The organism is Methylobacterium dankookense (assembly GCF_902141855.1).
GTDB lineage: Bacteria > Pseudomonadota > Alphaproteobacteria > Rhizobiales > Beijerinckiaceae > Methylobacterium > Methylobacterium dankookense.
Genome location: NZ_CABFVH010000008.1, coordinates 144,110 through 165,097, shown reverse-complemented (window position 1 = coordinate 165,097; position 20,988 = coordinate 144,110). Strand labels below are relative to the sequence as shown.

14 protein-coding genes are annotated in these 20,988 nt (G+C 71.3%); 5 read left to right on the top strand and 9 right to left on the bottom strand.

Annotated elements, in window-relative coordinates:
* The first annotated feature begins 500 nt into the window (after positions 1–500).
* From rlmN to MTDSW087_RS09610, 5 genes are all read left to right on the top strand, one after another.
* The gene (rlmN, locus tag MTDSW087_RS09630) at positions 501–1,784 is read left to right on the top strand and encodes a dual-specificity RNA methyltransferase RlmN (protein ID WP_144763183.1); all 1,284 of its coding nucleotides are present in this window, start codon (positions 501–503) and stop codon (positions 1,782–1,784) included.
* A 304-nt stretch (positions 1,785–2,088) separates the two neighbouring features.
* Positions 2,089–2,988 (top strand): transporter, encoded by a 900-nt coding sequence (locus MTDSW087_RS09625; protein WP_144763181.1) that lies wholly within the window; start codon positions 2,089–2,091, stop codon positions 2,986–2,988.
* A 190-nt stretch (positions 2,989–3,178) separates the two neighbouring features.
* A complete protein-coding gene (locus MTDSW087_RS09620; RefSeq protein WP_186383793.1) occupies positions 3,179–4,906 on the top strand; it encodes an AsmA family protein in 1,728 nt (575 codons plus the stop codon).
* A 26-nt stretch (positions 4,907–4,932) separates the two neighbouring features.
* Positions 4,933–5,859 (top strand): efflux RND transporter periplasmic adaptor subunit, encoded by a 927-nt coding sequence (locus MTDSW087_RS09615; RefSeq protein ID WP_144763176.1) that lies wholly within the window; start codon positions 4,933–4,935, stop codon positions 5,857–5,859.
* 215 nt (positions 5,860–6,074) lie between these two features.
* Positions 6,075–8,162: a methyl-accepting chemotaxis protein gene (locus tag MTDSW087_RS09610; protein WP_144763174.1), complete on the top strand. Its 2,088-nt coding sequence runs from the start codon at positions 6,075–6,077 to the stop codon at positions 8,160–8,162.
* Between the two features lie 118 nt (positions 8,163–8,280).
* Here the strand turns inward: MTDSW087_RS09610 and MTDSW087_RS09605 are convergent, their stop codons facing one another.
* The 9 genes from MTDSW087_RS09605 to MTDSW087_RS09565 form a co-directional block, all read right to left on the bottom strand.
* Entirely contained in the window at positions 8,281–11,424 is a 3,144-nt protein-coding gene (locus MTDSW087_RS09605; protein ID WP_144763172.1) for an efflux RND transporter permease subunit, read from the bottom strand.
* A complete protein-coding gene (locus MTDSW087_RS09600; RefSeq protein WP_144763170.1) occupies positions 11,424–12,356 on the bottom strand; it encodes an efflux RND transporter periplasmic adaptor subunit in 933 nt (310 codons plus the stop codon). Before MTDSW087_RS09600 ends, MTDSW087_RS09605 begins: the two co-directional genes overlap by 1 nt.
* 312 nt (positions 12,357–12,668) lie before the next feature.
* On the bottom strand, positions 12,669–13,328 hold the full coding sequence (locus MTDSW087_RS09595) for an OmpA family protein (RefSeq protein ID WP_144763168.1): 660 nt from the start codon (positions 13,326–13,328) through the stop codon (positions 12,669–12,671).
* Between the two features lie 144 nt (positions 13,329–13,472).
* A complete protein-coding gene (locus MTDSW087_RS09590; protein ID WP_186383792.1) occupies positions 13,473–15,347 on the bottom strand; it encodes a caspase family protein in 1,875 nt (624 codons plus the stop codon).
* A gap of 221 nt (positions 15,348–15,568) precedes the next feature.
* On the bottom strand, positions 15,569–16,855 hold the full coding sequence (locus tag MTDSW087_RS09585) for a TRAP transporter large permease (RefSeq protein WP_144763164.1): 1,287 nt from the start codon (positions 16,853–16,855) through the stop codon (positions 15,569–15,571).
* Positions 16,852–17,481 (bottom strand): TRAP transporter small permease, encoded by a 630-nt coding sequence (locus MTDSW087_RS09580; RefSeq protein ID WP_144763162.1) that lies wholly within the window; start codon positions 17,479–17,481, stop codon positions 16,852–16,854. The genes MTDSW087_RS09585 and MTDSW087_RS09580 overlap by 4 nt, the downstream gene beginning before the upstream one ends.
* A gap of 310 nt (positions 17,482–17,791) precedes the next feature.
* Complete coding sequence (locus MTDSW087_RS09575; protein ID WP_144763161.1) at positions 17,792–18,808, bottom strand: TRAP transporter substrate-binding protein; 1,017 nt, start codon at positions 18,806–18,808, stop codon at positions 17,792–17,794.
* A gap of 87 nt (positions 18,809–18,895) precedes the next feature.
* Entirely contained in the window at positions 18,896–20,086 is a 1,191-nt protein-coding gene (locus tag MTDSW087_RS09570) for a CaiB/BaiF CoA transferase family protein (protein WP_144763159.1), read from the bottom strand.
* Positions 20,083–20,958, bottom strand: coding sequence for an HTD2 family dehydratase (locus MTDSW087_RS09565; RefSeq protein ID WP_144763156.1), 876 nt, complete (start codon positions 20,956–20,958; stop codon positions 20,083–20,085). Before MTDSW087_RS09565 ends, MTDSW087_RS09570 begins: the two co-directional genes overlap by 4 nt.
* Positions 20,959–20,988: the final 30 nt, after the last annotated feature.

The following is a 20,988-nucleotide window of genomic DNA, read 5'->3' as shown; positions in this document are numbered from 1 at the left end:
GTTTAAGGCCCTCGCTCGACCGTGTCAACTCCGTTCCTCATCCCCGCCAGAACCACCGCCGAAGCGGCAAAACCAGACAGGCCAAAACGAAGCCCACACTCTTCAGCCGACGCAATAACAGGCAACCCGGTTACCTACCGGATCAGCCCGCCAGCAATCTCAGAAGAAGCGACACCACCGCAACCCGCTGAAGAGCGGTGCGGCCCGGCGCCGATGACCGGGGTATACGGACCGCCCACCGGCCCGTCAACTCCCCAAACGACAGGACCGCGAAAAATCCACGACACCACCATGACAGACGGAGGCCGGCCCGGGCGAAGCCGCGGGCCATGAGGCCTCGGCACCAGGGCCGTCCGGATACGCGGCGCGGCCGATCTCCGGGGTGCCTTCGATGGATCGGACCTCCGAGCGGAGCTGACCGCCCGCACGCGCATTCGCGTTTATCCGTCCGATCGCGTATATCCCTGCCCACACCCAACCGAAGAGCAGATCATCGAGCCATGGCGACGGCGTCGTTCGACACCGCCCGGCGCGCGGCCAGCGCCGTTCCTCCCATCGAGAAGACCCCGGAGTTCCGGCCCGAGCCCCTGCCCGGCCGGCCGGTCTCCCTCGTGGGCCTGACGCGGGCGGAGCTGAAGGAGAAGCTCCTCGCCATCGGCGTGCCCGAGCGCGAGAGCCGCATGCGCGCGGGCCAGCTCTGGCACTGGGTGAATTTCCGCGGTGCCACCGACTTCGACGCGATGACGAATGTCGGCAAGGGACTCAAGGCCGAGCTCGCCCGCGCTTACACCCTCGACCGGCCGGAGGTGGTGAGTCAGCAGGTCTCCCGCGACGGCACCCGCAAGTGGCTGCTGCGCATGGCGCCCACCGGCAAGCACGACCACAACCGCGGCGCCGAGATCGAGTGCGTCTACATCCCGGGGCCGGACCGCGGCACGCTCTGCGTGTCGAGCCAGGTCGGCTGCACGCTGACCTGCTCGTTCTGCCACACCGGCACGCAGCGCCTGGTGCGCAACCTCTCAGGGCCCGAGATCGTGTCGCAGCTCGTGGTCGCCCGCGACCAGCTCGGCGACTGGACCGGCCAGATGCCCTCGCGCGACGCCTCCGGCAGCGGCGAGGTGGGCCGGCTCGTCACGAACATCGTGTTCATGGGCATGGGCGAGCCCCTCTACAATCTCGACAACGTGCTCGACGCGCTCGGCGTGATGTCGGACCAGGAGGGGCTCGCCCTCTCGCGCCGGCGCATCACCGTCTCGACCTCGGGCGTGGTGCCGCAGATCGCGCGCCTCGGAGCCGAGGGCAACGCGATGCTCGCCATCTCCCTGCACGCCGTGCGTGACGCGCTGCGCGACGAGCTGGTGCCCCTCAACCGCAAATATCCGATCGCGGAGCTGCTCCGGGCCTGCCGCGACTATCCGGGCCTCAGCAATGCCCGGCGCATCACCTTCGAATACGTGATGCTGAAGGGCGTCAACGATTCGGACGCCGATGCGCGCGAGCTGGTGCGGCTGCTCAAGGGCATCCCGGCCAAGATCAACCTGATCCCGTTCAACCCCTGGCCGGGCAGCGCCTACGAATGCTCCGACTGGGAGCGGATCGAGCGCTTCTCCGAGATCGTGTTCAACGCGGGCTATGCCTCGCCGGTGCGGACCCCGCGCGGGCGCGACATCCTCGCCGCCTGCGGCCAGCTCAAGAGCGAGACCGAGAAGTTGCGCGCCCGCGCCCGGATGATGCTCGAGGAGGGCATGGGCGCGGAAGGGTTCTACGCCGATCCGGAGGATTAAGCGGCGATTGCTTGCGCCTTGTTTTGACGCGCGCTCTTACGCCGAACCGGTATCCACCTCGGCTCGAAGAGCGCTTTGGAGGATCCATCAGGCCTGTCATACGACATCCGGGTGGTCCCTTCGGGAGGCGGATGTCGCCTTCGCTCAGGCGCCGCGCGGGCTTGCCGAGACCGCGTCCGGTCCGATCAACCGGACGCGGTCTCAGGCGGAACGGACTAAAGCCAAGCTTTGAGCCGTCACACCTTCCAAGGGCCGGCCGTCCGCATTCCGCGGCCACGGCGGCCGCGGGAGGTGGACCGAACGGATGCGAAGGTTCTCGGCACGGATTTCGGCACGGATCACAGCAAGCGTCACGGCACGGATCACGACGGCCCTCGCGGCGGTGCTCGCGGCCGGCCCGGCGCTCGCCGGCTCGGCGGCGCAGCCCGGCCAGACGATCGGCCTGCCGACCGGCGCGCAGCTTCCCGTCGGCCTCTACTTCGTGAACCTGTCGAGCTTCGGCGTGCGGGAGACCGCGCCGCTCTCCTCCGAATCGAACGTGAACCTGCCGACGCTCGCCCTCTCGACGCCGTGGACCGTGCTCGGGGCGCGGCTGCACCTCTTCTTCACCCAGCCGGTGGCGGCCTCCAGCGTGCGCGGCGCGCCCTACCAGAGCGGCATCGGCCAGCAGCTCCTCGCCGGCCAGCTCGCCTGGGACCTCGGCGGCGATGTCGGCGTGAGCTACCTGTTCGGCGGCTACCTGCCGATCGACACGCGCTTCCTCACGCAGGAGGCCTCGCTCAGCCACCGCTTCGCCGTGAGCTATACCGGCCAGGGCTACAACCTGACCGCCAACCTGCTCTACGGCACCTTCCTCAGCGAGCGCTCGCCCTTCGGCGTGCTCTATCCCGACTATCTCAACCTCGACATCACGGCGACGAAGAAGTTCGGCAAGTGGGAGATCGGCCCGGTCGCCTTCGGCTCCCTCGACCTGCCGGTGAACGTGGCCGGCTATCGCCGCCAGGGCCAGATCGCCGTGGGCGCCCTCGTGGGCTACAATTTCGGGCCGGTGACCCTGCAGGGCTACGTCACCCGCGACGTGGTCGAGCGCACTTACGGCGGCGCCGAGACCCGCGGCTGGCTGCGGGCGATCGTGCCGCTCTATCAGGACAAGGGCGAGGCCGAGCCGGACCGCGCGCTGGTGACGCGCCGGCAGGCGGAGTGACGGCCCGCTCCTCCCGACCAAGGCCCGCATCCCGCATCGACAGGTCCCGGGAGCGGCAGGGACGGGACGGCGCCCGGGCTCAGCTTGACGGCTGCGCGGGCTGAGCGTCTAACGGTCGCGCGAACACAGGATGTCCGCCGGCCGGCCAGCCGCCAGGACTGATCTCCACAAGGCTGATCCACGTGAGCCGATGCGTCTTCGCGGTCTCCTGATCGGCGCAAGCGGACTCGCCCTCGCGGCGGTCGCCGCAGCCTATCTCGCGCGGCCCCTGCTCGCGGAGCGGGCGCGCGGCCTGATCGAGACCCGGCTCGCGCGCGAGACCGGCCTCGCCTGGACCATCGGCAGCGTCGGCCTCGACCCGTTCGGCGTGACCCTCGACGACGTGGCCCTTTCCGGCGAGGGCCTGAACGGCCGGCTGAGCCGGGTGCGGGCCTCCGGCCCGTTCAGCCTGCTCTTCGGCGGCGGTGGTACGGTGAAGGTCGCCCTCGAGGGCGCACGCCTGACCCTGCCGCTCGCCCTGCCCGCCCTGCGCACCTCCGCGGGCGGGGACGGCCCAGCGCTCACGGCCTTGCGCGGTGTGGTGCGCGGCTCCGATGCCGCGCTCACCGAGGACGGCCGGGCGCTGGCGCTCGCCATGGCCGGTGCCGACCTCACCCTCGACCTGATGCCGGGCCCCGGCACGCGCGGCCCGGCGATCCGCCTGGACCTGCTGGAGCGGGGGGCGGTCGCGGAGATCGATTCCGCTGCCCCCGGCGCGGCGCGGCCGGTGCGCCTGACCCTGGTGCCCAAGCAGGGGCCGCGGGTCACGGCCGCCGCGACCGCCCGGTTTGACGCGGCCGCCCTCCGCCTCGACGCGGTCTCCGGCACCCTCGACCTCGCGCCCTTCTCCGGCAGCCTCGCGCTGGAGGCCGGGAGCCCCGGCGCGAAGCCCCGCCTCAGGCTCGACCTGCGCCTCGAGGCGCTGGCGCTCGCCGACGAGAACGCCGCGATGCGCGTCGATCCGGTGGCCGGCATCACCGTGCCGGTGCGGGCCGACCTCGTGCCGCATCCGAGCTGGTTCGCCGGCTACGAGGCGGATGCCACCATCGCCGTCGCGCGCCTCGCCCTCGGCCCGGTGCGGGCCGGCGCGCTCCGCCTGACCGCGCGGGTCAAGTCCGGACAGCTCGACGCCTCCTTCGACGCTGCCTCCCTCTACGGCGGCACGGCGCGGGGACGCTACGTGGTCGCGCCGGAAGGCGGCCAGGGCCGCCACCAGGTCGGCCTGTCGCTCAACGCCGTGCGGGTGCAGCCGCTGGTCCAGGACGCGGCCGGCGTGTCGAGCCTCGACGGCACCGGCAACGGGCGCCTCGACGTGCAGGCCCTGGGCGGGTCGATCCCGGCGCTCCTGCGCAGCGCCGGCGGACAGGCCGAAATCTCGGTGACGGACGGGCGGATCGACGGGCTCGACCTCGCCCGCGCCGCGGGCCTCACCGCCGCCCCCGGGGGCCTCGCCGCCCGCCTCGACCGCCTCGGCGCGCACTTCGCGCTGGCGGAGGGCCGGGCGACCACCGACGACCTCCAGATCAAGACCGGGCTCATCGAGGCGCAGGGGGACGGACGGCTCGACCTCGTCGCCCGGACGATCGACCTGCGCCTCAAGCCGCTGAAGGTGGCGGGCGGCGGCCGCCTCAACGTGCCGATCCGGATCTCCGGGCCCTGGACCGGGCCCGCCATCTCCGCCGACCTCGCGGGGCTGGCGCAGGATCCGGGCGGCACGCTCCAGGGTCTGCAGAACCTCGGCAACAGCCTGCTCGGCAACGACCCGAACACCGATCTCGGCGAGGCCATCGGCGGCTTCCTCGACGCGCTGATTCCGCGCCCGGACCGCGGGCCGGCGGAGCGCCTCCCCTCGGACCGCGCCCCGCGGCGCCGGCCCTGACCCTCACGCGACGAGTCCCTGCGGCGATGCCCATCCCCTCCCTCCGGCCTCACGCCCTGCTGGGCCTCTCCCTTGGACTCACCCTTGGACTCACCCTTGGCCTCCCGCTCCCCCTCGCCGCCGCGCCGGCCCGGGCCGCGGAGGAGGCGCCGCGCTCCGCGGTCTCGGTGAGCGTGCGGCCGGCCGCGGCGCGCTGCTTCCCCGACCGGGTGGAGGTGACCGGGACCCTCACGCCGCGCGAGCAGGTCGATCTCGGCGCCGACCGCGAGGGACTGAAGGTCTCGCAGGTGCTGGTGAACCCCCTCGACACGGTGACCACGGGGCAGATCCTGGCCCGGCTCACGCCGATGGAGGGCCCCTCCGACGGGGCCGGGACGCCCCTGCGCGCGCCGGTCGGCGGCACGGTGCTGCGCAGCCAGGCGATGATCGGCCAGCCGGCCTCGCCGCGGCTCGGGCCGCTGTTCCAGATCGTGACGGGGGGCGAGATCGAGCTCTCCGCCGAGGTGACCCTGTCCGATCTCGGGCGGATCGCCGCCGGCCAGGCGGTGGCGGTGCGCCCCCTCGGCCTTCCCGAGGTCGTCGGCAAGGTCCGGCGCGTCGAGGCCGCGACGGATCCGGCCTCGCAGACCGGCCGCGTGCGGATCGCCCTGCGGGGCGCTCCGGAGGCCCGGGTCGGCACCTTCGCGCGCGGCATCGTCACCGTGGGCGAGCGCTGCGGCATCGGCGTGCCCTACTCGGCGGTGCAGTACGAGCCGGACGGCACCATCGTCCAGGTGGTCGACGGCACCCGCATCGAGACGCGGCAGGTCACGGTGGGGCTGCTCGCGGGCGACGACGCCGAGATCCTCGCGGGGCTCTCGGACCAGGATCTCGTCGTGGTCCGCGCGGGCGCCTTCCTGCGCGAGGGCGACGTGGTCCAGCCGATCGTGACGGAGCCGGCGGGGCGCCCCTGATTCAGGCCGAGCGGTGCGTCTCGATGCTCGCCCGGCCGATGGCCTGAAGCATTCGCGAGGATCCGATACGCATTGCGGCCTTCGACAAGCGTTCTCGTTTCCGGATCCGAAGATTTCATGCTTCATTAACCGCACAATGTTTCCTCTTTCCCGACGATCCGCGCTGGCTCCGAGAGATCATTCATCGGAGCCGGCGGCGAAGTCGGGAGGACCCAGTGACAGTCAAACTTCGCCTGATCGCGATCATTTCCCTGTTGAGCCTCGCGGCGATCGCCGAATCGGGCAAGCAAGTCTACGAGGCCTGGGGGCGCTGGCGGCAAGCGTTGCTGGTCTCCGAGCTGACGAATGCCGACCGTCACTTCCTGCGCGGCATCTCGGAGCTGCGCTTCGAGCGCGGCGCGACGCTCTCGGCCCTGCGCCTCGACAGCGAGAAGCTCGGGCCCAACCTCGCCGACATCGCGGCGCGGCGCGCGGCCATCGATGGCGGCCTGCCGCAGGCGCTCGCCGCCTTCCCCACCGGCGGCGATGCGACGATGCGGACCGCCCTCGCGAACCTGCAGGCGCAGTACGAGGGCTGGCGCCGCGCCCGCAGCGACGCCGACGCGGCGCTCGCCAAGCCGCTCCCGGCGCGCGATGCCGCCCTGCACGGCCGGGTCTCGAGCCAGGGCCTCGCGCTCATCGCCGCGATCGAGGCGGCGATGAGCGCCACCGAAGCCTGGGTCCGCGGCGAGGATCCCTCCCTGTCCGACGCGATCCAGATGCGGGCGATGAGCTGGGCGGCGCGCAGCTTCGCCGGCAATGCCAGCGTGCTCATCAACGACGTCCTCTCCGAGAACCGCCTGATCACCCCGAAGGAGCAGATCGAGTTCGCCGCCCAGCGGCGGCAGGCGGATTTCGCCTTCGGCGTCGCGCGCGCCGTCGCGGAGACGATGCGCGAGGCGGGCGAGGTCCCGGCCGCGATCCAGGCGGCGCAGGCCGGCTACTTCTCGGGCCCCTTCGACGAGCAGGTGCGCAAGACGCTGGAGGCGCTGGCGGACCGGTCGCTGCCGCGCCCGACGCTCGCCGAGTCGCGCAGCCGTTCGACGCCCGCCCTCAACACGATCACGGGGGTCGCCTACGCCTCGGTCGACCGGCTCGACGCGGTCGCCGCCGGGGCCGCCGCGCACGCCCGGGCGGACCTCGCCCTGCAGGCCGGCCTGCTCCTTCTCGCCCTGGTGCTCGCCGGGGGCGGCACCGCCTGGGTGATCCGCGGCGTCACCGGCCCGCTCACCGCGATGACCGCGGCGATGCGGCGCCTCGCCGACGGCGACGTCGCCGTGGAGCTCCGCCAGAGCGGGCGCCGGGACGAGATCGGCGCGATGGCCGCCACCGTCGAGGTGTTCCGCGCCAACCTGATCCGCGCCCGCGAACTGGAGCAGGAGACGGCCCTCGCCCGCGCCTCCTCCGAGGAGCAGCGCCGGGCCGGCATGCGCCAGATGGCCGACCGCTTCGAGCAGGCGGTGAGCGGCATCGTCGGCCAGGTCTCGGATTCGGCCGCGCGCCTCCAGACCACCGCCCGGACCCTGTCGGCCAACGCCGCCGCCACCGCCGACCAGTCGGTCACCGTCGCGGCGGCGGCCGAGCAGGCGGCGGGCAACGTCACCACCGTGGCGGCGGCGGCCGAGGAGCTCGGCGCCTCGGTGCAGGAGATCGGCCGGCAGGTGACCAGCTCGGCGGATTTCGCCCGCACCGCCGTCGCCGAGGCCCGCCAGACCGCCCGGCACGTCCAGGCCCTCAGCGAGACCTCGGCCCGGATCGGCGACATGGTCGGCACGATCTCGCAGATCGCGAGCCAGACGAACCTGCTGGCCCTCAACGCCACGATCGAGGCGGCCCGCGCCGGCGAGGCCGGCCGCGGCTTCGCGGTGGTCGCGGCGGAGGTGAAGGAGCTCTCGAACCAGACGGCCAAGGCCACCGAGGAGATCGCCGCCCAGATCGGCCAGATCCAGGGCGCGACCGATCAGGCGGTCCGCGCCATCGAGAGCATCAGCGCGCGCATCCAGGAGATCAGCGGCGTGTCGGCCTCCGTCGCCGCGTCGGTGGAGGAGCAGGGCGCGGCCACCAGCGAGATCGTGCGCAACGTCGCCCAGGCGGCGGTCGGCGCGGGCGAGGTGACGAGCAACATCGCGGGCGTCGCCGATTCTGCGACCGTGACGGGCACGGCGGCGAACGAGATGCTCGCCTCCGCCTCGGACCTGTCGCACCAGTCGGACCACCTCTCGACCGAGGTCGCCCGCTTCCTGGCAACGATCCGCGCGGCTTGAAGCCTGGGTGTCGAGAGGGCTCAGCCCTCTCGCGGGTCCGGGCGGAGCCCGGGTGTCGATGCCGGGGCGCTGCCCCGGCACCCCGCCAAAGGGACGATCCCTTTGGGATCTCCGGAATTCAGGCCGGCGGGCTTGCCGGCCCGAGGCCCGGGGCGACGGCGCCGCCGCCGGGCGGCGCGTCCTGCGGCTTCTCCGCCGCGGCCTTGCGCCGGCCGAGCGAGCCGAGCCGGCGCAGGAGAGCCAGCGAGCGGTCGCTGATCTCCGAGACCGTGACGAAGACCGCCGGCACGAAGACCAGCGAGAGCAGCGTCGAGAAGATCAGGCCGCCGATCACCGCGAGCGCCATCGGCGAGCGGAACTCGCCGCCGATGCCGAAGGCCAGCGCCGAGGGCAGCATGCCCGCCACCATGGCGATGGTCGTCATCACGATCGGCCGCGCCCGCTTCTGGCCGGCATCGATGATCGCCGCGTCCCGGGCCATGCCGTGCCGCATGGACTCGACGGCGAAGTCGACCAGCATGATCGCGTTCTTGGTGACGATGCCCATCAGCATCAGGATGCCGATCCACACGGGCGTGGTGAGCTGCTTGCCGGTGATCATCAGCGCGATCACCGCGCCGCCGAGGGAGAGCGGCAGCGAGAACAGGATGGTGATCGGCAAGAGGAACGAGCCGAACAGCAGCACCAGCACCGCGTAGACCATCATCAGGCCGGCGCTCATGGCGTGGGCGAAGCCGTCGGCGAGCTCGTTCAGGCTCTCGGCGTCGCCGCCCTGGTCGACGGTGACGCCCTTGGGCAGCGACTTCATCACCGGCAGGTCGTCGATCGCCTTCAGCACGTCGCCCAGCGCCGCGTTGCCGACGAGGTCGCAGGCGACGGTGGCCTGCCGCTGGCGATCGTAGCGGGTGATGTTGGTCGGGCCCTGCTGGAAGTCGAGCGCCGCGATCGCCGAGAGCGGGATCGAGCCGCCCCCGCCCTTGGGCACCCGCACCTGCTCCAGCACCGACTGGTTGACCCGGGCCGAATCGTCGAGCTGCACCCGGATCGGCACCAGCCGGTCGCCGGCGTCGAACTTGGCGAGCGCCGGCCCGACATCGCCGATCGTGGCGACGCGGATGGTCTCGGCGAGCAGCGTCGGCGAGACGCCGAGCCGCGCCGCGAGGTCGAGATGCGGGCGGATCCGGAGCTCCGGCCGGTCGAGGGTGGTGCCGGAGATCACGTTGGCGACCGTCGGCAGGCGCCGCATCTGGCCGGCCAGCTCGTTGGCGACGTTGGCGACCGTGCGCGGGTCGGAGCCGCGCACCACCAGCGAGATCGCCCGCAGGCCGTTCTCGTCCACGAAGTAGAAGCGGATGTCGGGCACCGCCCTCAGGCGGCTGCCGATCTCGCGCTCTAGCTCGCGCTGGGTGATCGAGCGGTCCTTCTTCGCCGTGTAGTTGATGATGAACGAGGCCCGGCGCGCCTCGATCGGCTCCTTCGGCACGCGCCCGCCATCGACGAACACGCTCTTCACCTGCGGCAGCTCGCGGATCACCCGGGCCACGTCCTCGCTGACCTTCTCGGTCTCGGAGAGCTGCGAGCCCGGCGGCAATTCGAGCGCCATCACCGAGCGCGAGGAATCCTGCGCCGGCAGGAAGCCCTTCGAGAGCAGGCCGATCGAGGCGATCGAGGCGGCGAAGGTCAGCAGGCCGACGAGCACGGTGAGCGGGTAGTAGCGCACCGAGAGGGTGACGAGGCGGGTATAGGCCCGCAGCACCGGGCCCGGCGGCTTCTCGGGCTTGTGGTGCGGCTTCATGATGTAGGCCGCCAGCATCGGCGTGACGAAGCGGGCGGCGAGCAGGGAGAAGAACACCTGCACCGCGACCGTGATGCCGAACTGTTTGAAGAACTGCCCGGCGATGCCGGACATGAAGCTCGCGGGCGCGAAGATCGCGATGATGGTGAGCGAGATCGCGATCACCGCGAGGCCGATCTCGTCGGCGGCCTCCATCGCCGCCTGGACCGGCGACTTGCCCATGCGCATGTGCCGGACGATGTTCTCGATCTCCACGATCGAATCGTCCACGAGGATGCCGGTCGAGAGCGTGATGGCGAGGAAGCTGACGAGGTTCAGCGAGAAGCCGAGCAGGTCCATCGCCCAGAAGGCGGGGAAGATCGATAGCGGCAGCGAGACCGCGACGATCACCGTGGCGCGGAAATCCCGCAGGAACAGGAACACGATGACGACGGCGAGGAAAGCGCCCTCGAACAGGGTCGAGATCGCCGCGTCGTAGTTGCCGTGGGTGAAGTCGACCGAATTGTCGATCTGGCGGATGTCGTAGTCCGGGTTCTCGGCGCGGATCTGCGCGACGCGCTTCTCCACCGCCTTGGCCACCACCACGTCGCTCGCCCCCTGCGCGCGCTTGATGCCGATCGCCACCACCGGCTCGCCGTTGAGGCGGGCGAAGGTGCGCCGGTCGGCCACCGTGTCGGTGACGCGGCCGAGATCCTCCAGCCGCACCTGCCCCCCGGTCGGCAGGGTGATCATGGTGCCTGCCAATTCCTCCAGGGTCTTGGCCGAGGCCAGGGTCCGGATCGCCTGGTCGCGGCCGCCGATCTCGGCGCGCCCGCCCGTCACCGTGATGTTGGTGCCGTAGAGCCGCCGGCTCACGTCCACGGCGCTGAGGCCGAAGGCCTGGAGCCGGTCGGGATCGAGGGAGACCAGGATCTCGCGGGCGGCGCCGCCGATCACCTCGGCCTCGGCCACGCCCTTCACGTCCTGCAGCGAGCGCTTGACGGTGTTCTCCATGAACCAGGAGACCTGCTCCGGGCTCTTGTTCGGCGCGGTCGCCGCGTAGGTGACGATCGGCAGCCCCACCACGTCGACGCGCTGGATCAGCGGCTCCTGCACGCTCTGCGGGAGGTTGGCCCGCACGCGGGTGACCGCGTCCTTCACGTCGTTGAGCGCCCGGTCGGTGTTGGTCTCCAGCCGGAAGGCGATGGTGGTCACCGACAGGCCGTCCGTGACCGAGGAGATGATGTGGCGCGCCCCCTCGACGCCCGAGACGCCGTCCTCGATCGTCTTCGTCACCTGCGCCTCGATCTCGGCGGGCGCCGCGCCGAACTGCGAGACGACGACGGAGATCAGCGGGATGTCGGCGGCCGGCAGGCGGGTGACGGGCAGCTTCATGAAGCTGACCCAGCCCAGCGCCAGGAGGATGATCGAGGCCACAACCGAGGGCAGCGGACGCTTGATCGCCAGGGCCGAGATGTTGACGGACATCAGCGCGAGGCTCCGACCTGACCGGTGATGACGGGGGTGACGCGGTCGCCGGCGCGGAGCGCGGTGCCGGCATTGGCCACCACCGGCTCGCCGTCGCTCAGGCCCTCGCGGATCTGCACGTTGCTCTCGTCGGAGAGGCCGGTGCGGACGCTGCGGGTCTCCACCCGGCTGCCGTTGAGCACCTGCACGGTGGGCACCCCGTTCTGGTAGCTCACCGCGGCGCGGGGCACGGCCACGCCGCAATCGCGGGCTGTCTCCAGGACGGCGCTCGCGAACTGGCCGGGCCGGAGCGCCGTCGGCGGCTCGAGGCTGATGCGGGCGCGGCCGAGCTGGGTCCGCGGATCCACCTCGCTCACCGGCACCCGCACGCTGCCGCGGATCTCGGCCCCCTCGTCCGGGATGATGCGGGCGGCGATCCCGGTGCGGATCTTGGCGGCGTAGGGGCTCGGCACGTCGACCAGCAGCTCGGTGCCGGCATCGGCCATGATCCGCACCTGCGGATCGGGCATGCCCGCGGGCGCGGCCGGCTGGGCCGGGGCGCCGAGCCCGGGCCCCGCGCCGGTCACCTGGCCGAGGCGCAGGCCGATCCGGGTCACCCGGCCGGCGATCGGCGCGCGCAGGGAATAGCTCTCGGGGGTCTGCGGGCGGGCGGGACCGCCATCGGGCTGACGCACGGCGCGCAGGATCTCCTGGCCCGCCGTCACCGTGTCGCCCTCTGCCACCAGGATCTCGGTGACGCGGTAGCCGTCGAAGGGGATGCTGGCGCCGCTCTCCTCGCGGGCCAGCGCGAAGCCGGTGATGCGGACCTGCTCCTTCAGGCAGGCATTGCCGGCGCGCACCCCGAGCACCCTGGTCCCCTCCGGCGTGCTCTGGGCCGCGGCCGGCCCGGCCGAGGGGAGCACGGAGACGAGGAGCGCGGCGAGGAGCACCATCCGGCCGTCCGCGCGCCCGCGAGGGCGCCGCCCGGACGGCGGAGCGCCCTCCCCTCGGGCGAGGCGCAGCGCGACGGACGGTTGCTCGGACATGGCGTGCACGGGCCCGGGGTCGGGTCTATGGCTGTCGCGCCGGCGACCGCCCCCAGGCGCCGGCTTGGCGGGCCGCCGTTCCGGCGACCCGCGCTCGTTCTAGAGCCGTGCCCGATCACGTTGGATCGGGACACGACTCTCAGTCCTTGTTTTGACGCGCTCCCCGTCGCCGAACCGGCGTCCACGTCGGCGGAGAACGCTCTCGAACGCTCCGACCCCTCAGCGGCCCGCGGTCTGGACCTGCATCATGTTCACCGCCTGCACCCGGCGGTTCTCGCGGGAGGCGGGATCGGCCGGGACCTTGAGGTGGGCCTTGCCGTAGCCGACCGTGATCAGGTTCGCGGCCGGGATGCCGTATTTCTGCACGAGGAAGCCCTTGACCGCGTCGGCGCGCCGCTCGGAGAGCCGCTGGTTGGTCGCGTCGCCGCCCCGGGCATCGGTATGCCCGGCGATCATGAAGGTCTGGCCGCGCATGCTCGCGCTCGACAGCGCCTTGCCGAGGTTCTCCGCGTTCTTGAGCGCCTCGCCGCGCAGCACGTCGGAATTGTAGTCGAACTCCATGGGGAGATCGATCTGCGGCTTGCTGGCCGCGAGGCTGCCGAGCTTCTCGCGCTCGCCCGTCGAGAGCGAGCGGCTCGGCTTGTTGCGCAGGCCGTCCACGAAGGCCGCGTCGGGCGAGGCGGCGATCACGGGCGCCACGGCCGGGGCCGGCGCGCCGATCGAGAGGCCGCGGGTGCGCGGCGGCTCGATCCCGTTCGGCGACAGCGCCTTGAGGATCTGCGCCTCGCTGACGTCCTCGGCCGATGCGGGTGCAGAGGCCAGGACGGCGAGGGCCGCCGCGAGGAACAGATGAGCACCACTCCGCGAAGAACCGAACATTGGACCCTCCAGTCGCTCAGGCGGTCCTTCTCTACCGCTGATCGGGTTGTGTCACGGCGCCTTTCGCCGTTCAACATGGCATGACAGAGTTCGTACCGGACCTGTGTGCGAGCCGACACACCCGGGCGCCGGCCGCCATTGTTCTCAACGAATGCCGTAGCCGGCGAATTCCTTGTCGATCTGTGGATTGAGCTCCAGGGCGCCGGCCATGTCCTTCTCGGCCAGGCCCCGCTCGCCGAGGCGCAGCCGCGCGATGCCGCGCCCGTAGAGGGCCGAGGCGTGCTGGCCCTCGCCGCGCAGGATGACGTCGTAATCGGCGACCGCGGCGCGCAGCGCCCCCGATTTCAGGTTCACGAGGCCGCGGCTGTCGAGGGCGTCGACGAAGCCGGGGCGCAGCTTGAGGGCCTGGTTGCAGTCGGACATCGCCCGCTGCAGGTCGTTCGAGAGCGCGCGCATCCAGCAGCGGTTGTTGAACGCCTCGGGGCTCGCGGGATTGAGCCGGATCGTCTGGTCGAAGTCGCGGATCGCCGCCGCCGCGTCTCCGCGCTGGGCGTGGAACTGCCCGCGCTCGTAATAGGCGGCGTCGTCGCGCGGGTTGCTGGCGATGCGCTGGTCGAGGGAGGCGAGGCGCTGGCGCTCCTCGTCCCGGCGGCGCTCGGCGGTGCGGGCGATCCGGTCGAGCTCGTTGCGCGCCCGCTCGGCCTGGGTGCCGGAAGGGTGCTTATCGAGGAAATCCTGATAGGCCGCCTGGGTGCCGGCGGCCTCGGCGCGCTCGTAATCGGCGGTCGCCTGCCGGTCCTCGCCCTCGATCCGCGCGACCTCGGCCCGCGCCCGCTCGGCGAGGGGGCTCGCCGGATAGGCGGCGAGGAAATCCTGGTAGGCGGCCTTCGTCCCCTGCGCGCGGGCGGATTCGAAGGCGCGCTCGGCCGCGCGCTGCTGCCCCTGCTCGCGGACGAGCCTGTCGCGATTGGCCTGATCGCGCGCGGCCTGGTCCCGGGCCGCCTGGTCGCGGGCGGCTTGATCCCGCGCGGCCTGGTCGCGGGCTGCCTGATCCCGGATGGCCTGCTCGCGCGCGGCCTGATCCCGGGCGGCCTGGTCTCGCGCAGCTTGGTCCCGTGTCGCCTGCTCCTTCGCGGCCTGTTCCTTGGCCGACTGCTCGCGGCTGCGCGCCGCCTCCTTCGCAGCCTGATCCCGGGCCTCCTGCTCTTTGGCCGCCTTGTCGGCGGCCTCGTCGGGCTTGCGGCGGACGAGGGTGCGGGGCTGGTCCGGATCGAAGGAGAAGGTCTCCTCGAGATTGACGGCGAGGGCCGGGCTCTGCCCGCGCACCCGCCGGGCGATGGCCTCGGCGGTGGCCGCGAAAGCGCGGTCGGCGGTCTGATCGAGCACGCCGATCTGCTGGACCAGCTCGCTGACGAACGGGCTGCGCGTCGCGCCGCCCTCGTTGACGACGCCGCCGGGCGCGGTGGACGACAGGATCAGCGAGCCGGGCGTGGCCGGGACCGCCGCCAGCCCCTGCGAGAAGCTGCGGAAGCGGCGCTCGAACGGGTTGCGGCGCGAGGCGTCGAGGACGACGGCGCGGATGCCGGCGCGGCTGCGGCTGAGCCCTTCGAGCAGGCCATCGAGGCTGAGCCCGTCGCGGACCACGTCCGCCTCGCTCCAGATCCGGGCATCGACAGGGATGAGGTAGTTCTTCCGCGCGACCTGGATCCCGTAGCCGCCGAAATACACGAAGGCGATGCCGTCCGGCTCGAGGCCGCGCTGGAAGCGGTCGATCGCCGCCTGCAGCGCCTCCTTCGAGGCATTCTCCACCGTCTCGACGGTGAAGCCCTTGGCCTTCAACGCCTCGCCCAGCGCGCGGGCATCGGCGATCGGCGTCGGCAACACGGCCTCGCTGTCCGGATAGGCGGCGTTGGCGATCAGGAGGGCGGCCCGGCTGCTCGTCGCGGCCTGCAGGGCGGACGGCAGGAGCGCCGCGAGCATCAGGAGGAACGCGGACGCCAGGATACGAACGGACGGCATGCGGCGCTCGGACGATGTCTTTTTGCCGCCCGGTGATGCCCTGGAATCCCGGGCTCGGCAATAGTGCCGGAGTACCGGACGGCAAGGGGGCCGGCGCGATGACACGCTTGCCCACATCTGAAACCAGTCCTTGCCGACCCCGCGCGGGGACCGGGATCGGCGAGATCCGGTTTCGCGGCCGGCGTCCGGGCCACGCCTCGGGACGCCGGCCGCGTGGATCCTCACTGCATCAGCCCGAGATAGCGCGGCAGGAACAGGGACAGGCCGGGCCAGTAGGTGACGAGGATGAGGAAGCCCAGCATGGTCAGCAGCCAGGGCCAGACCGCGATGGTCAGCTCCGTGATGCCCATCTTCGCGATGCCGCTCGCCACGTAGAGGTTGAGCCCCACCGGCGGGTGGCAGAGGCCGACCTCCATGTTGACCACGATCAGGATGCCGAAATGGATCGGGTCGATGCCGAGCTTCATGGCGATCGGGAACAGGATCGGCGCCATGATCAGCACGATCGAGGACGGCTCCATCACGTTGCCGGCGAGCAGCAGCAGCACGTTGACCACGAGCAGGAAGGCGATCGGCCCCATGCCGGTGCCGATCATCCAGTCGGCCATGGTCTGCGGGATCTGCTCCGAGGTCATCAGGAACGAGAACAGGGCCGCGTTGGTGATGATGTAGAGCAGCATCGCCGACATGTTGGCCGAGTCGAGCAGCACCTTGGGCACCCGCGACAGCGGCATGTCCCGGTAGACGAACACGGCGACGAAGAAGGCGTAGACGGCGGCGACCGCGGCCGCCTCGGTCGGCGTGAAGAAGCCCGAATAGATGCCGCCGATCACGACGAGGATCAGCAGCAGGCCCCAGAAGCTCTTGCGGAAGGTGACGAAGCGCTCGGTCCAGGTCGCCTTCGGCAGGCGCGGATAGCCGAACTTGCGCGCCCGGTACCAGGTCGTCACGCCGAGCAGGAAGGCGAGCACGAGCCCCGGGATCACGCCCGCCATGAACAGGGCGCCGACCGAGGTGTTGGTGGAGACCGCGTAGAGCACCATCACGATGGAGGGCGGGATCAGGATGCCGAGCGCGCCCGAGGTGGTGATGACGCCCGCCCCGAAGCGGTTCGGGAAGCCCTGGCGCACCATGGCCGGCATCAGGATCGAGCCGATCGCGACTACCGTCGCGGGCGACGAACCTGAGACCGCCGCGAACAGCGCGCAGGCGAAGACGCCGGCAAGGCCCAGGCCGCCGTAGAAATGGCCGACCATCGCGGTGGCGAAGTTGATCATCCGCCGCGCCACGCCGCCATGGGTGAGGAAGTTGCCGGCCAGGATGAAGAACGGGATCGCCATGATCTCGAACTTCTCGATGCCGGTGAACAGCTTCAGCGCCACCGCCTCGATCGGCACGGTGGTGAGCGTGAACAGGAAGGTGAGCACCGTCAGGCCGAGCGAGATCGAGATCGGCATGCCGGTGAGCATGAGGGCGAAGAGCAGCCCGAAGATGATGGCCGCGTTCATGCCCGTTCTCCCCGGTGCGTGCCCGGTCCGACGGGCTTCGGATGCAGATTGTCCTCCGGCACGAAGTGGGTGACGTCGGAGGGCGTCTCGATGCCCTCCACCGCGCCGTGGTCGTGGCGGGGCAACTCGCCGGTGCGCCAGAACGCGACCGCGACCTGAAGGAAGCGGAAGCACATCAGGTAGGAGCCCGCCGGCACCGCGAGGTAGACGAGCCACATCGGCACTTCGAGATCGGGCGAGGTCTGGTCGGAATGGGCGATCTTCCAGACGAAGATCGCGCCGAGCGTGCCGACCACCGCGGTGAAGAGCGCGCCCGCGAGCAGGCCGAACTCCACGAAGAGCTTGCGCTTGGGGCCGTCGAGGCGGTTGATCAGCACGTCGACGCCGACATGGATGCCGGTGCGCACGCCGTAGGCGGCACCGAACTTCGCCATCCAGACGAACATGTAGATGCAGAGTTCCTGCGCCCAGCCGAGGTTCAGCGACAGCAGGAAGTCCTGCAGCACCGGGATGTCGACGGAGGCGAAGTAGCGGTGGAGGACGGCAACGAAGATCAGCAGCGTCGCGGCACCCATCAGGGTCGCGATCAGCACCTCCTCGAGCCGGTCGAGGATTCGTAAGAGCATGGCAGGCTCCGGGGAGGAGGCGTGGGGCCGGACCGGGGTTCCCCCTCCCCGGATGCGACGTCGCTGGAAGGTTCCGCGCGGATCAAATGGTCAGCGCGGGTCCCCTCTCCCGTTCGGGAGAGGGACAGGGTGAGGGATGAGAACGAGCAGGAAGGGGCGGAGCCGGAGCCGCCTCACCGTCACGACCTTTCCGGCGCGTTCTCGACCCTCACCCCAACCCTCTCCCGCACGGGAGAGGGGGCGCGTCGCGGGTCCCGTGAACATCCGGAAGCCGGGGCGCCTCTCGCTCTCCCGCCGAGGGAGAGCGCGCTTACGACTTGTTCGGGTCGAAGCCGGTCGCCTCGTAGAAGTTCTGGATGACCTCCTTGCCAATGCGGGAGGCCATGTCCTTGTGCACCGAGACCAGAGCCTTCTTCCAGGCCGCGACCTGCTCGGGCGTGGGATTGTGGATCTCGGTCTTGCCGGCCTTGCGGATGGCCTCCAGCGCGTCGTCGTTGTCCTTCTTGGCGATCTCGTTGGCGTAGACGCTCGCCTCCTTCATCGCCTCGTCGAGCTGCCCGCGGACATCGGCCGGCAAGCCCTCCCAGAATCCCTTGTTCACGATCACGGCGTAGCCGATATAGCCGTGGTTCGAGACGGTGAGGTGCTTCTGCACCTCGTGCATCTTCTGGGTGAAGATGTTCGAGGCGGTGTTCTCGGTGCCGTCCACGACGCCGGTCTGCAGGGCCTGGTAGACCTCCGAGAAGGCCATCACCTGCGGGATGGCGCCGAGCGCGCGGAACTGCGCCTCAAGGACCTTCGAGGACTGGATGCGCATCTTCTGGCCGCGGAAATCGGCCGGCAGGAGCAGCGGCTTGTTGGCCGTCATCTGCTTGAAGCCGTTGTCCCAGTAGGCGAGCCCGATGAAGCCCTTGGGCTCCAGCTTCTTCAGCAGGCTCGCGCCCATCGGGCCGTCCACGACCTTCCGCAAGGCCTCGCGGTCGGGCAGGATGTAGGGCAGGTCGAAGACCTCGAACTCCTTGACGCCGAGCGGCCCGAACTTGGCAAGCGAGGGCGCGAGCATCTGCACGGAGCCGAGCTGGAGCGCCTCCAGCTCCTCCTTGTCCTTGTAGAGGGTCGAGTTCGGATAGACCTCGATCTTGACCTTGCCGCCGGTCTTCTTCTCGGCAAGCTCCTTGAACTTGTCCGCAGCGCGGCCCTTCGGCGTATCACTCGCCGTGACGTGGCTGAACTTGATGATGATCGGGCTCTGCGCCTGCGCGCCGCCGATGCCGAATGCCAGGGTCAGGCCGACGAGAACCCGGCCGAGATGCGTGCGCAGACCCATCCAACTCCTCCCGAAATCTTGATTTGACGTCGCAGTGTTCTGCGTTTTCCGAGGCTTAGCGCGACCCTGGCACCGGCCGCAATGTGGTCAGACCACCTTTTCCACGCGCAGGGTTTCGATCTCGCCCGGGCCGTAACCCAGCTCGGCGAGGATCGCGTCGGTGTGCTGGCCCAGATCCGGCACCGGATCGAGGCGGGGCGCATAGGCGTCGGTGCGGCCCGGCGGCAGCAGGGTCGGCAGGAGGCCCACCGGCGAGCCCATCTCGGCGAAGCGCCCGCGGGCCTGGAGCTGCGGGTGCGCCCAGATGTCGGCCATGGCGTTGACGCCGGCATTGGCGATGCCGGCAGCATCCAGCCGGGCCATCACCGCCTCGCGGGAGAGCGGCGAGAAGGCCTGCGCGATGATGGCGGCCAGCTCCTCCCGCGCCGCGCTGCGCTTCGCGTTCGAGGCGAAGCGCGGATCGGCGGTCAGTTCCGGCTGCTTGAGGACGCGCTCGCAGAACAGGGCCCATTCGCGCTCGTTCTGGAGGCCGAGCATGACGGTGCGCCCGTCGCCCGTGGGGAAGGGGCCGTAGGGATAGATGGTGGCGTGGGCGGCGCCGGCCCGCGGCGGCGGGGCCGCGCCCTCGAAGGCGTAGTAGAGCGGGTAGCCCATCCACTCGACCATGCATTCGAGCATGGAGACCTCGTAGCGGGCGCCCCGGCCGGTGCGCCCGCGCTGGATCAGCCCGGCCATGACGCTGTTGAGCGCGTACATGCCGGCGGCGATGTCGGCGATGGAGCAGCCGGCCTTGGCAGGCTCGTCCGCGCTGCCGGTGACCGAGAGGAAGCCGCCCTCGGCCTGGATCAGGAGGTCGTAGGCCTTCTTCTCGCGATACGGCCCGTCATCGCCGTAGCCGGAGATGTCGCAGACGACGATGCGCTCGTTCTTGGCCGAGACCGCCTCGTAGGAGAGGCCGAGCCGGGCGGCGGCGCCGGGGGCGAGGTTCTGCACCAGCACGTCGGCCTTGGCGACCAGCCGGTCGAGGATCCCGGCGGCCTGCGGCGCCTTGAGATCGAGGGTCAGGCTCTCCTTCGAGCGGTTGGTCCAGACGAAGTGCGAGGCCATGCCCCGCACGCGCTCGTCATAGGCCCGGGCGAAGTCGCCCACGCCCGGCCGCTCGATCTTGATCACCCGGGCGCCGAGATCGGCGAGGTGGCGGGTGCAGTAGGGGGCGGCGATGGCGTGCTCCAGGGAGAGCACGGTGATACCGTCGAGGGGGCGGGAGGCCATAATCATGCGTCCGGGACCTCGTCCGAGAAGTGCGCCTGCATGCCGACGCGCCCGTCGGCGGTGAGCGTCCAGGCCTCGCCGGCCGTCCCGTCGGTCAGGCGGCCGGCGATGGTGAGCGGGGCGCCGTCGAAGACGGGGCTGAGGCCGCGGAAGCGGAAGCGGCACGGCGCCGTGCCGCCCCGCAGCCCGGCGGCGAGATGGAGCAGCCAGGTCGCCTGGAGCGGGCCGTGCACCACGAGGCCGGGATAGCCCTCGACCTCCGTGGCATAGGCGCGGTCGTAGTGGATGCGGTGGCCGTTGAAGGTCAGCGCCGAGTAGCGGAACAGCAGGGTCGGCGTCGGATCGACCGCGCGGCTCGCCTGCGCCTCGGGCACGCCGCCAGCGGCCTCGGGCGGCTGGCCCGTGCGGCCGGGCGTCATCTCCCGGTAGACGATGTCGTGCCGCTCGGAGAGAGCGAGGCCGCGCTCCGTCTCGAAATCATGGTGGACCGCGACGAAGCAGAGGGGGCCCGTGCGCCCGTGCTTCACCTGCACGTCGCCGATGCGGGAGACCCGGCGCACGCGGTCGCCGACCTGCAGGGGATCGTGGTGGCGGATCTCGCCGCCCGCCCACATCCGGCGCGGCAGCGGCACGGGCGGCAGGAAGCCGCCGCGGGCCGGGTGGCCGTCCGGCTCCAGCTCGCGCATCGGGCGGATCGCCGGCGACAGGCACCAGTGGATCGCGAGCGGCGCCGCCTCGCCGGGCCGGGGCTCGCCCGGATCCTGGTCGAGCGTCGCCCGGAAGCCGCGCACCAGCTGCTCGGAGAGGTCGTCCTCGGCGGTCTCGGTGCGCCCGATCCAGCTGCGCAGGTGGTCGATGTCGAGGGAGGTGGCGTCCATCGGGCTCTTCTGCGGGAGGCTCTCGATTCG

Bases quoted from the DNA above. Each gene is read 5' to 3' on its own strand.
- rlmN (WP_144763183.1), top strand. From the start codon at position 501: ATGGCGACGGCGTCGTTCGACACCGCCCGGCGCGCGGCCAGCGCCGTT.
- MTDSW087_RS09625 (WP_144763181.1), top strand. From the start codon at position 2,089: ATGCGAAGGTTCTCGGCACGGATTTCGGCACGGATCACAGCAAGCGTC.
- MTDSW087_RS09620 (WP_186383793.1), top strand. From the start codon at position 3,179: ATGCGTCTTCGCGGTCTCCTGATCGGCGCAAGCGGACTCGCCCTCGCG.
- MTDSW087_RS09615 (WP_144763176.1), top strand. From the start codon at position 4,933: ATGCCCATCCCCTCCCTCCGGCCTCACGCCCTGCTGGGCCTCTCCCTT.
- MTDSW087_RS09605 (WP_144763172.1), bottom strand. From the start codon at position 11,424: ATGTCCGTCAACATCTCGGCCCTGGCGATCAAGCGTCCGCTGCCCTCG.
- MTDSW087_RS09600 (WP_144763170.1), bottom strand. From the start codon at position 12,356: ATGGTGCTCCTCGCCGCGCTCCTCGTCTCCGTGCTCCCCTCGGCCGGG.
- MTDSW087_RS09595 (WP_144763168.1), bottom strand. From the start codon at position 13,328: ATGTTCGGTTCTTCGCGGAGTGGTGCTCATCTGTTCCTCGCGGCGGCC.
- MTDSW087_RS09590 (WP_186383792.1), bottom strand. From the start codon at position 15,347: ATGCCGTCCGTTCGTATCCTGGCGTCCGCGTTCCTCCTGATGCTCGCG.
- MTDSW087_RS09585 (WP_144763164.1), bottom strand. From the start codon at position 16,855: ATGAACGCGGCCATCATCTTCGGGCTGCTCTTCGCCCTCATGCTCACC.
- MTDSW087_RS09580 (WP_144763162.1), bottom strand. From the start codon at position 17,481: ATGCTCTTACGAATCCTCGACCGGCTCGAGGAGGTGCTGATCGCGACC.
- MTDSW087_RS09575 (WP_144763161.1), bottom strand. From the start codon at position 18,808: ATGGGTCTGCGCACGCATCTCGGCCGGGTTCTCGTCGGCCTGACCCTG.
- MTDSW087_RS09570 (WP_144763159.1), bottom strand. From the start codon at position 20,086: ATGATTATGGCCTCCCGCCCCCTCGACGGTATCACCGTGCTCTCCCTG.
- MTDSW087_RS09565 (WP_144763156.1), bottom strand. From the start codon at position 20,958: ATGGACGCCACCTCCCTCGACATCGACCACCTGCGCAGCTGGATCGGG.